Origin of the sequence: Streptomyces sp. NBC_00224, from assembly GCF_041435195.1 — a bacterium.
In the GTDB taxonomy this organism is placed as follows: Bacteria; Actinomycetota; Actinomycetes; order Streptomycetales; family Streptomycetaceae; genus Streptomyces.
The window spans coordinates 3,588,898-3,601,380 of sequence record NZ_CP108106.1 but is presented as its reverse complement, the minus strand read 5'-3'; the positions used below and the strand labels follow the sequence as shown (position 1 = coordinate 3,601,380).

Sequence of the window (12,483 nt, the reverse complement as noted above, 5' to 3'; positions counted from 1 at the left end):
CGTCATGGGGACGTCAATGGTCTGCGCCCGGGCGGCTACCAAAGCGTTACCTGGGTGGGTTGGCGGCGATCGCGAAGGCGCGACACCCCACTTCGACGCATCTCCTGTGCATATGTGGCGAGTTGGCCGAGATCTGTGGGGCTCGTGTTCCTGGAGGGCCGCTTTCTGGCGGGATATGACGCTCCGGAACCCCGTATTCGCACATAGTGTCGATGTCTTCACAAGATCACCTCGTATGTGAAGGCTGGGGGGCCGTCGAGGATGTGGGGCAGGAATTTTCGTGTGGGGGAGTGGATCGCCTGGCTCGCTGTCGCGGGGTTTGTCGTGGCGGCTCTGGTGGCGTGGGGTACCGGGCGGGCGCATGCCGCGGCCGCCGCGTGCAGTGGCGTCGACGCGGACTACAACGGTGACGGCGTTCGCGACACCGCGATCGGGGACCCGGACGCGACCGTGAACGGTAAGTCCCTCGCGGGCACGGTCACGGTGGCCTACGGCGGCGCAGCCGGGGTCGTCCAGGTGCGCCAGGGGCTCGCATGGGTGCCGGGCGACCCGGAGGCCGGGACCAGGTTCGGCTTCTCGCTGACGTCGGGGGACCTGAATGCCGACGGCTGCGCCGATCTGGTCGTCGGGGCTCCGTACCGGGACGTGAACGGTGCGGCCGACGCGGGAGCCGTCTATGTGATCTACGGGGCTCCGGGGGGTCTGGGTACGGGACCTGCTTCCACGTTCTACGTGCAGGAGCGGACCTCGGCCACCTCCGAGCCCGGCGATCTGTTCGGGTACTCCCTCTCCGCCGGCAAGGCGACCGGGAGCACGCCGTATGTGGCGATGGGGATCCCCGGAGAGGACGTGGGCACGGTCCGGGACGCGGGCGCGATGGCCTACGTCCACGGCGGCGTGGCCGCATGGGTGGACCAGGAGTCGTCCAACGTGCCGGGGCTCTCGGAGCCGGACGACCGGTTCGGCGCCTCGCTCGCATCGACGCCCACCCATCTGATCGTGGGGGTACCGGGTGAGGGATTCGGAACGGAGGCCTTCGCCGGTGGCATCGTGATATTCAGCCACACACTGGACGCCACCGGCCGCCCGACGCCGCTCACAGGCGCGGATCAGACGTCCACGAACGTCGGCTCTGCGGAGGCCGGAGACCGCTTCGGCACCGCTCTCGCGGCGGCGCCACTACCGGCTTCGCTCGCCGGTGAGTCGTATGTGCTGGTCGGCTCCCCGGGCGAGGACCTGGGTACCGCGGTCGACGCCGGCAGTGCGTCTCTCTACCGGATCGAGGGGGACGGGACCGTCACCACCGTCATGGGCGCCCTGGCTCAGGGTGTCGGTGGTGCGGGGAACACGCCGGAGACCGGGGACTTCTTCGGACAGACCGTGGCCATGTCGCTCCAGGGCCCGCTCACGCTGCGTCTGGCGGTCGGCGTCCCCGGTGAGGAGTCCTCCGAGGAGCACCTCGACAAGGGAGGCATCCACATCTTCACCGTCCGGGGTGATTCGACGGTGACCGACGCCTGGTTCGACCCGGGGTACGGGATTCCGGGCGTCCCCGAACAGCAGATGTTCGTCGGGGCGAGCCTGGCCGCGACGCCGCAGGCGCTGCTCGTCGGAGTCGCGAAGGCCTCCGGCAGTGCTTCGGGCGCCGTCTACGCGTTCGGTTGGGATTCCCAGAGCGGTACGGCACCGACACAGACCTTCACACCGGGAGAGGGCGGGATCCCCGCCGGGGGCGCGGCATTCGGGGCGTCGATCCGATGACCCGGGCCATGGAGAGAAGCAGGAGATCGGGCGTGCTCAGGAAGAAGCCCGGCCGGGGACACCGCGCGACCGTCGTGGCGGGGGTGCTGACGGCGCTGCTGGCCTCGGGCACGGTGGCGCTCCCGACCGCGAATGCCGACACGGCGGCAGCCCCGCGCGAGGCAGCGGTCGCGTCTGCCCGAGAGAGCGGTGCGGCGGCGACCGAACAGGTGGCCCAGGCCGCTGCCCAGGCGAGCGGAAGGCCCGTGGAAGTGACGGTACTGCGGCAGGAGCGCCGGGACGTCTTCGCCAACCCGGGGGGCACATTCACGGCCCGTGAATACACCCAGCCGGTACGCACCCGCCTCAGCGGATCGTGGACGCCGGTCGACGACACGCTCGTACAGCGCAAGGACGGCTCCCTGTCGCCGAAGGCCGCGACTGTCGATGTCCGGTTCTCGGGAGGCGGCGACGGCCCCTTCGCCCGGATGGAGCGGGCCGGCCGTGAGTACGCGCTCACCTGGCCCGGCAGCGCGCTTCCGAAGCCGAAAGTCAGCGGCGACACGGCCCAGTACGAAGAGGTTCTGCCAGGTGTCGACCTGGCAGTACGTGCCGAGGCCGAGGGCTTTGCGCACTTTCTGATCGTCAAGAACGCCGAAGCCGCGGCCGACCCCGGGCTGACCCGCATCGAACTGGGTCTGAGCACCAAGGGCTTGAGGATCGAGGCGACTCCCGGCGGAGGCATGCGCGCCGTGGACGCCGCCGTCGGCGGCACCGTCTTCGAAGCCGCGAAGCCGGTCATGTGGGACTCGGCGCCGCCCACCACCACGCAGCAGTCCGTTCGCGGAGTGGTGCCGCGCGCGGCGAAAGCCCGACTGGAAGTCGGGGAGTCGGGCCGCACAGCGCCCGTCGGGCTCACGGTCACGAAGAACAAGATCACCCTTACGCCGGACATCCCGCTGCTGCGCGGCAAGGACACGGTGTATCCGGTCGTCGTCGACCCCATCCCCAAGACCCTCAGCCGTACGGCCTGGACGTCCGTGATGTCGGGCATGCCGTCCGAGCAGGACTGGGCGTACTCGGGAAGCGCCGGCATGGGCAAGTGCCCGCTGGACTACAACCCCGTCACCTGCGCCAACATCGGAGTCCGCCGTCTCCTCTTCACCTTCCCGCTCGCCACGTACAGCGGGAAGCAGATCCTCAGCGCCCAGTTCTCGGGCAGGGTCGAACACATCTACTCGGCCACCCCCACCGCGGAGCCGGTAGAGCTGTATCGCATCGGCGGCAAGAACCGCACCATCACGTCGTCGAGCAGTTGGTCCAACACGAAGGACGAGTGGGGATCGATCCCGACGACGCTCAACGCGAAGATCTCACCCACGCAGTGCAACAGCGCCGCCAACCTCAACATCACCAACGGGCAGCTCCTCACCGAGGTGCAGAACGCCACGGGCGACTCGTGGAAGAGCATGACCCTCGGCCTCAAGGCGAAGGACGAGTCCTCGTACGCCGGGTGGAAGCGGCTGTGCGGAAATGCCTATCTGTCCATCGAGTACAACACGCCGCCCAAGGCGGTCGACAACCAGCTGATGACGTCCAGCCCGGGCGGCAAGTGCGTATCGGGAGCATCGCGTCCGTACGTGGACGTGCTGCCGCTTCTGCGCGCGGAGGCCCGCGACGCCGACAACTCGTCCTCCCAGGCCGATCAGGTCAAGGTGCAGTTCCGGGTCTGGTACACGGACAAGAGCGGCAAGGCGCAGAACTACACGGCGGACACCGGCTACAAGTCGCCCAACCCGGGAACGACCTTCTCCCATCAGGTGACCCAGCGCACGGCGACGACGCCGCAGATCCAGCAGAACTCGGTGATCTCCTGGGAGGCGCGCGCGTACGACGGAGACGCCTGGGGGCCGTGGAGCCCGTCGCGCTGTGAGTTCATCTGGGACGCCACGCGACCCAAACCGCCTGCGGTCAACTCCGTTGAATATCCGGACGATCCGATGTGGCACCACGGCGTGGGGACGGTGGGCCGCTTCACCTTCACCGCGGCGGACAAGGACGTGAAGGAGTACCGCTACACCTTCGACGACGAGGCGACCGTGAAGAAGGCGACCTCGGGCGGTGCCCCCGTGACGGTGACGTGGACGCCCACTTGGGCGGGGCGCCACGGAGTGACGGTCGAGGCATACGACGGGGCCAACAACTCCAATCTGGTCCCCGCGCGTTACGAATTCCTCGTCACCGACGGCAAGCAGGCCGTCGGCCAGTGGAACCTGGACGACGCGGAGGGGACCACCGCAGCCATGGACGAGACCGGGCGCCATCCCGGCGCCGTCGGGACAGGCGTCACCTTCGGTGTGCCGGGGCCCGGCGGTCCGGCCGACCGGGCGGCGCGCTTCAACGGCACGACCGACGCCTACGTGGACTCCTGGGGCACCATCACCGACACCGGGCAGAGCTTCACCGCCAGTGCCTGGGTGAAGCCGGCCACGCTGGACCGGGACATGGCAGTGATCAGCCAGGACAGCACGGGCGAACCCGGATTCGTCCTCGGCTATGACGCCACCCTGAAGAGGTGGGTCTTCTCCACACCCGACCTGGACGTCCAGGCGATGAGCAACTGGCAGGCCGTCGCCTCGAACATCGAGGTCAAGGCGGATCAGTGGGTGTTGCTCACCGGAGTGTTCGACGCCAACGCCGCCGCCGGGCCCGAGCTGCGGATCTACGTCAACGACGTGAGGGCCGGTACCGCACGCCGCTACACCACTTGGTCGTCCCGGCGCAGCCTGCAGATCGGCCGGGTGCAGACGAAGAGCGGCTACCGCAACCAGTTCCAGGGAGACATGACGGAGGTACGGGTCTTCGACCGGGTTCTGCCCGACGCCCAGGTCGCCGAAATGGAGACGATCAAGCCGCAGCGCAAGGCGTACTGGCCGCTGGAGAGCGTGTCGGGCGGCGTCTCCGCCAACGTGCAGACGGATGGTCAGCCGCTGACGTTGCACGGTGGGGCAGCGATCTACAACCCGGCCACCGAGTTCGACGAGGCGGCACTCGCGGGCAAGGGTCATCTGACGCTGGACGGGACCGGTTCCTGGGCATCCACGGCGAGTGCCGTGGTCACCGGGGCGGACAGCTACACCGTCGCGGCGCGGGTCAGGCTGACCACGCTCGATCCGGACAAGACCCAGACCGTGCTGTCGCTGCCCGGACAGAACGCCGACCGAGTGGCCGTCCGCTACCAGGCGGCCTCCGGCCAGTGGGAACTGGCGTTGACGGACGCCGACAACAGCACACCCAAGGTGACCACGGTCACCGACGACCAGCAGTTGCCCACGACGGACATCGGCGGCCAGCACTTGGCGGTGACGTTCGACTCCCTCACCCACGAGGTGCGCCTGTATGTGAACGGCAGCCTCCGGGAGACGGCGAGGGGCTACGACCACACCACCTGGCTGTCCGGAGGTGGCCTGCAGGTCGGTCGCTCCGCTCTGGGCGGTGGCAGCGGATACCTCGCCGGGGCCGTCGACGACGTACGCGTCTACGTCGGAGTCGCGGACCCCGTGACAGTCGCCCGGATGAACGTGCCTTCGGAGGACGTCGACCTCTAGCGCGGGTGCAGCGGCCGGGCGGGTGAAGCGCACCCACCCGGCCACCCACCCGGCCCGCCGTCCTCTCCTCGCCCCCGAACTTGCCCTGCGGAGTTGCCTGATGTTCTTCCGTGGCCGCTTACTGGCCTCCCGTATGCCTCGAAGCGCCGTCGGCGGCGTCATCCTCGGCCTGGCGCTCGTCATGTCGGCGAGCAATGCCCAGGCCGTACCCGCCGTCGGCGCCGATGCCCGGTTACCGGGAATAGCGGGAAACCCCGACCCGGTGAAGGGAAAGAACGCCAAGTCCAAGCCCAGACCCGCCGACCGGACGGCACGGGCGGCGGCGAAGACCCTGGACCCCGTGACCTGGCCGCAGCCGGGAAGCGTGGAGCTCCCGCTGTCGTACGCCTCCGCCTTCACATCCCGTCAGCTGTCGGCGAGCCCGGCTGCCCCCGCTGCCCCGGTGGTCAAGAAGAGGGTCGGCGGGATACCGGTGACCGTCGCCCCGGGCAAGGCTCCGCGAGGCGCGGCGTCGGGTTCGGTGCCGTCGAAGGTCACTGTGGCCTCGCTCGGGCGCACGGCGGCCGAGAAGTGGGGGAGCGCCGCGCTGTTGACCGTGCGGCGGGCGGACGACGGCGCTGCGCCGGCATCCGTCGAACTCTCGCTGGACTACGCGTCGTTCGCCGACGGCGCCGGTGGCGCCTACGGGTCCCGCCTTCAGCTCCTGAAGCTGCCCGCTTGTGCCGTGGCCGAAGCGCCCGGTACGGCGGACTGCAAGAGCCCTCCCGAGCGCATCCCCTTCCGCAACGACCCGGCGACGCACACCATCACCGGGCAAGTGCCGGCGGCGCCCGCCAGCGCTGGCGTGGGCGCGGTCTTCGCGGTAGCCGCGGGCGACTCCTCCTCGAAGGGCGACTACAAGGCCACCAGCCTGGCCCCGTCCGCGAGTTGGTCGGTGGCGAACTCCTCCGGCGGGTTCTCCTGGGACTATCCCCTGCGGATGATCCCGACGCCGGGCGGACTCACGCCGACCGTCGGGCTGGGCTATTCGTCGCAGTCCGCCGACGGCCGCACGGCCGCCACCAACAACCAGGGCTCCTGGGTGGGCGAGGGCTTCAGCTACGAGCCCGGATACATCGAGCGCTCGTACAAGCCCTGCTCCGAGGACGGTCAGAAGACCTCGGCGGAGCAGTGCTGGGCCTTCGACAACGCCACGATCATGCTCAACGGGATGTCCGGTGAGCTCATCCAGGACGACACGACCAAGGAGTGGCACCTCACCTCGGAGAACGGCTCCAAGATCGCCAAGCTGACGGGGGCCGGCAACGGGGACAACGACGGCGAGTACTGGAAGCTGACGACCACCGACGGCACCGAGTACTACTTCGGCCTGAACAAGCTTCCCGGCTGGCGCTCGGACAACCCGGCGACCAGTGGGACGGTCGACCCCGACCCGACGACGGACTCGACTTGGTCGACCCCGGTCTTCGGCAACAACGCGGGCGAGCCCTGCTACAACGCCACCTTCGCCAACGCCCACTGCAAGCAGGCATGGCGCTGGAACCTCGACTACGTCAAGGACACCCACGGCAACGTGATGTCCTACTTCTACGGCGCCGAGAAGAACAGCTACGCCCTCAACGCCAAGACGGACGTCAACGGAACCGAGTACGACCGGGGCGGCTACCTCAAGCGCATCGACTACGGTCAGCGCGACGGCGCGGTCTACACCGCCAAGGCCCCGGCCCGTGTGGTCTTCAACACCGCCGAGCGCTGCCTCGCCGATGCCTCCTTCGACTGCGCCGAGTCCAAGTTCACCGTCGCCAACGCCGCCCGCTGGCCCGACACCCCCGTCGACCGCTACTGCAAGGCGGGCACCAAGTGCACCGTCGGACAGTCGTCCCAGACCTTCTGGACGACGAAGCGGCTGACCGGTGTCACCACCCAGATGAGCACGGGCTCCGGGGTGAGCGACTACAACGACGTCGAGGCGTGGAAGTTCACCCACATCTTCACCGACAACGGCGACGACACGAAGACGCTCTGGCTCTCCCGGATCGACCACGAGGGCCGTGCCGACTTCAACGGCCAGGGTGGCGAGTCGGTGCCCCTGCCCTCGGTGGACCTGCAAGGCGTCCACCTGCGGAACCGGGTGGACAGCGACACGGACAACATCGACGCGATCAACAGGTTCCGGCTCGCGACCGTCCTGAGTGAGACGGGCGCCCAACTGGACATCACCTACGCGCCCGCCCAGTGCACCGCCACCGCGCTGCCCAAGCCCGGCGAGTCCACCAAGCGCTGCTTCCCCGTGGTCTGGGCACCGCCCGGCACCATCGAGCCGCGCACGGACTGGTTCCACAAGTACGTCGTTGCCGAGGTCGAGGAGACGGACCGTACCGGCGGCGGTGAGGACCTGCTGACTCGCTACGACTATCAGGGCGACGCGGGATGGCGGCACGCGGAGCCGGACGGCCTGGCCGACGAGAAGTTCCTGACCTGGGGGCAGTGGCAGGGATACGGCAAGGTGTCCGTCACCAGCGGTAACCGTCAGACCATGCGTACCCGTGTCGACTACACGTACTTGCAGGGTCTGAACGGCGACAAGCTCCCTGGTGGCGGTACGCGCACGGAGAGGGTCACGGACTCCACGGGCACCGAGTACACCGGCGAGAAGGAGTTCACCGGCTTCGAGGTCGAGACTCAGGCCTTCGATGCCGGGAAGGTCGTCTCCAAGAGCATCTTGGAGCCGTGGAAGTACGACACGGCCACCCAGACGCGGGCGTGGAAGACGAGCAAGGCCACAGTGGTCAAGCCGGAAGTCTCGCGGGGCTATACGGCACTGGCCGACGGTACGTGGCGCACCACCAAGTCGCGCTCGTTCTTCGATGTCGACCACGGTGCCGTCCGTCTGCAGGGGACAGAAGACCTCGGCGATGTCACAAGAGACGAGGACAACACCTGCACGCGGCTCTGGTACGCGGACAATCCCAAGCTGAACATCCTTGAGCTCCCGTCCCGCAGCGAGACCGTGTCCGTCAGCTGTCTGACCGTCCCGGATCGCAGGACGCAGGTGCTTGCCGACGAGAGGACCTCGTACGACGGCGCCGGCTTCGGCGCGGCCCCGGTCACCGGGGATGCCACTACGACGGAGCGCCTCGCCTCTCACGACGGCAAAACCGGCACCTATCAGGTGACGGGCACCACGACCTACGACAAGTTCGGCCGCCCCACTTCGCAGAAGGACGCCGCAGGTGCGGAGACCAGTACTGCGTATACGGACGTCAACGGGCTGATCTCCCAGACCAAGGTCACCAATGCTCTGGGGCACGTCACGACCACGGACTACGCCCCGGCGTGGGGATCCTCTACCGGCCAGACCGACCCCAACGGCAGGCGCACCGACCTCGCCTACGACGCACTGGGGCGGCTGACCGCGGTCTGGCTGGCCGACCGCAGGAAGACGCAGAGCCCGAGCATCAAGTACGCGTACAACGTCCGCAAGGACAAGTCTGTCGTCGTCAAGACCGAGAAGATCGAGACCACTGGCGGCTACGGAGTCGAGTACCAGCTCTACGACAGCCTGCTGCGCGCGCGCCAGAAGCAGACCGAGGGCCCGAACGGCAGTCGGATGGTCGCCGATGTCTTCTATGACGGCACCGGCAAGGTCAAGAAGACCAACGCCACTTACAACGCGGCCAACGCGCCTTCCGAAGACCTGCTGACCGTGGCCAATGGTGAAGTCGGCGGGCAGACCGTCAATGAGTACGACGGCCTGGGCCGCACCACTGCGTCGATCTTCCAGATGGCGGGCGTTGAGCAGTGGCGAACGACGACGGTCTATGAGGGCGACCGCACCCACGTCGACCCGCCCACAGGTCAGATGCCGACCACATCGCTCACCGATGCTGCGGGGCGAGTGTCAGAGCTGAGGCACTATCACAGCGCCTCGCCCCAGCCCTCCGGGCCCGGCGCGCAGTACGACTCGACGAAGTACACGTACACGCCCGGCGGCCTGATGGAGTCCGTCACAGACGCCCAGGGCAACATCTGGAGATACGAGTACGACCAGCTGGGCCGCAAGACCAAGAACATCGACCCGGACTCGGGCACCTCGACCACGGTCTACGACGCTGTCGACCGACCGGTCTCCGCGACGGACGGCCGTGGCAAGACGACCTCCACCGCCTACGACAAGCTGGGCCGCCCGGTCACCACGTGGGAGGGTGCGCCGGACACCGGCACCAAGCTGACCGAGACGCGGTACGACAAAGCGGGATGGCTCGGCTACGCCTGGGCCTCGTTGCGCTACACCAGCGCCACGGACTACTTCGCCTCCATCACCCAGGACATGGACGCCCTGTACCGGGTGAAGAAGACCGCGTACACGGTGCCCGCCTCCGAGGGCGCTTTGGCGGGCACGTACACATTCACCACGTCCTACAACCCGGACGGCACTGTCAGTGGCCAGGGCGTGCCGGCGGCGGGCGGGCTCGGCGGAGAAGCCATCGCGTACGGCTATGACGATCTGCAGCGCCCGATCAGCATGACGGGCAAGACGTCCTATGTCAGCGACACCCAGTACACGGCCACCAGCCAGCTCAAGGCGTTGCACCTCTACACCGGCAGCGGCAAGAAGATCCAGCAGAGCCTCACCTACGAGAAGGGCACGGACCGTCTGACACGGTCGACGGTGGACGTCGTCGGCGTCACCGGAGCAGTCAAGGACTCCAGCTACTCCTACGACCAGGCCGGGAACGTCCTGGCCATCTCGGACACGTCCGGTGGCTCTCCCGACGTGCAGTGCTTCGGCTATGACGCGGGGCAGCGGCTGGCCGAGGCCTGGACGCCTGCCGCGACCGCTGCCGAGGCGGCCGGGGCGGGTACCGCGGGCAGCCAGCTCACGGCCGGTACTCCCAGCGCATGCGCGGCGGCCGCCGGGGAGAAGGCCCTGGGCGGCCCAGCCCCGTACTGGAAGTCGTACGAGACCGACGCGATCGGAAACCGTACGAAGGACGTCACGCACGACGTCGGCCGCGACGCGTCGAAGGACGTGACCCGCACCTTCACCTATGGCGAGGGGACAGCCGGTCCGCATGCCGTGACCAAGGTGGTCGACAAGACCCCGACGGGCGACCGTCAGTCGACCTTCGCGTACGACGCTTCCGGGAACACCACGACGCGCACGATCGGCGGCAATACACAGACCCTGACCTGGGACGCGAGCGGTGACCTGGCCAAGACGACCGAGGCGGACGGGAAAGCGACCGGCTACATCTACGACGCCTCGGGTGATCGGGTCCTGAGGCGGGACGCCAACGCGACCACGGTCTACCTCCCCGGCATGGAGCTCAAACTCCCGAAGAACAGCAGCACGGTCGAGGCCACGCGCTACTACTCCTACGCCGGTCAGACGGTCGCGGTCCGGCAGAACAACAACGAACTGACGTTCCTCGCCGCCGATCACCACGGCACCAGCGAGCTCGCCATCAATCCGACGACGGGCGCGGTCACGCAACGCCGCTTCGACCCATACGGCGGAACTCGCGGCGAAGCGACGGGCACTTGGCCCGGGGAAAAGGGCTTCGTCGGCGGCACGATCGACGAGTCCACGGGTCTGACGCATCTGGGCGCTCGTGAATACGACTCCAGCCTGGGCAAGTTCATCTCGGTCGACCCGGTCATCGACTACACGAGTCCGCAACAGATCAACGGCTACGCGTACGCCAACAACAGTCCGGTCACGCTCTCCGACCCGACGGGGTTGGCTCCTTGTGCTCCCGGGGTGCCCGACTACGGGGGGAGTTGCGGCGGGAAGATCTGTTACACCTGCAAGACCGGAGAAACAGGGGAGACGAAGAAGGCTCAGGAAGACGTCAAGCAGGCCGAACAGAACCTGAGTGACACGAAGCAGCGCGTCAGGCATGTCGCCAAGGTCCTGATCAAGATTGTCCGTGATCTGATCGGTGTCGATGCCGCGCTCGACTGCTTCTCCAGTGGAGACCTCGGGGCCTGTGGCGAGACGTTGCTTAACGTCGCTGGAAGCTTCGCTGGTGGGCTTGCTGGAAAAATCCTGGCGAAGTATGGAGCGCCATGGAAATGGGCCAAGGGTGTAAGGCTCGTCAAGAAGGTTGCAGGGCTTATCGCTGACCTTGTCGGCGGTGTAAAGGACGTGGCGAAGTCCTCCAAGGCCCTGGCCAAGGCGAAGGACGGGCTGGCCGCTGCCCGAGCCAAGGCGAAAGCCGCGATCAGCAAGGTGAAGAAGGATGACCCCACCGTCTGTCACAGCTTCCTGCCGGGCACCAAGGTCCTCCTGGTAAACGGAATTACGAAGTCGATCGACAAGGTCGCCCTCGGCGACAAGGTGGTCGCCACGGATCCGGCGACCGGCAGGACGACGACCCGCGAGGTCGTCGGAACCATCGTCACCGAGGACGACAAGCACTTCGTCGATCTGACCATCAAGGCGAAGAGCGGCGGCGCGGCGGCCTTGATCGCCACCACGACGCACCCGTTCTGGGTCAAGTCCGCGAACGCCTGGATCGACGCCGGCGACCTCAAGCCCGGCATGACCCTCCGCGAGGCGGACGGCAGTACGGCGACGGTCGAGGGCGTCCGCCACTTCGACAAGCGCCAGCGGACGCATGACCTGACGGTGAGTGGGATTCACTCGTACTATGTGGTGGCGGGAGCCGCGCCGGTCCTTGTGCACAATTGCAGCGAGGTCGCGGTTGATACGAATGCAGTGACTGACGCATTGTCTGGCGCTAAGACGGCAGAAGTGGATACGGTCTTGGCTGGACGGGCGCCAGTACTTTCACCTACAGCCCATCGAGAGCTCATTGAAGGCGGGCATTCAACGGAGGGTATATCCGGTTGGCTCGCAGCGCGAGGTGGGCGAATGGGCGTTGGGTCAACTCCGGAAGGTGTGGCTGGTCTTCAAGGAAGGCTGCGGGCGATGTGGAAGGGCAAATCCTTCAACCCTATGATTGCTGACGATGATGCTTCGGTTCTGCACTCGGCAGCACAGGAGGGGCTATCGATAATCACGAATGACAAGAGATTCTACAAGAATGCGGAAAGGCTTGGGTATGCAACAGAGAGATATTAGCTGCGCTCGATGCCTGGCTTGATCGGTTTGCTTCCAAGGAGAGCT

General features: G+C 67.4%; 3 protein-coding genes. All 3 read left to right on the top strand.

Annotated features, from left to right (window positions below):
• Positions 1-282: 282 nt before the first annotated feature.
• The 3 genes from OG965_RS16075 to OG965_RS16065 all read left to right on the top strand — a co-directional run bounded on the left by OG965_RS16075 (position 283) and on the right by OG965_RS16065 (position 12,438).
• Positions 283-1,761 (top strand): integrin alpha, encoded by a 1,479-nt coding sequence (locus OG965_RS16075; RefSeq protein ID WP_371652761.1) that lies wholly within the window; start codon positions 283-285, stop codon positions 1,759-1,761.
• A gap of 32 nt (positions 1,762-1,793) precedes the next feature.
• Complete coding sequence (locus OG965_RS16070; protein WP_371652760.1) at positions 1,794-5,348, top strand: LamG domain-containing protein; 3,555 nt, start codon at positions 1,794-1,796, stop codon at positions 5,346-5,348.
• A gap of 133 nt (positions 5,349-5,481) precedes the next feature.
• Positions 5,482-12,438, top strand: coding sequence for a polymorphic toxin-type HINT domain-containing protein (locus tag OG965_RS16065; RefSeq protein WP_371652759.1), 6,957 nt, complete (start codon positions 5,482-5,484; stop codon positions 12,436-12,438).
• The last annotated feature ends 45 nt before the right edge of the window (positions 12,439-12,483 follow it).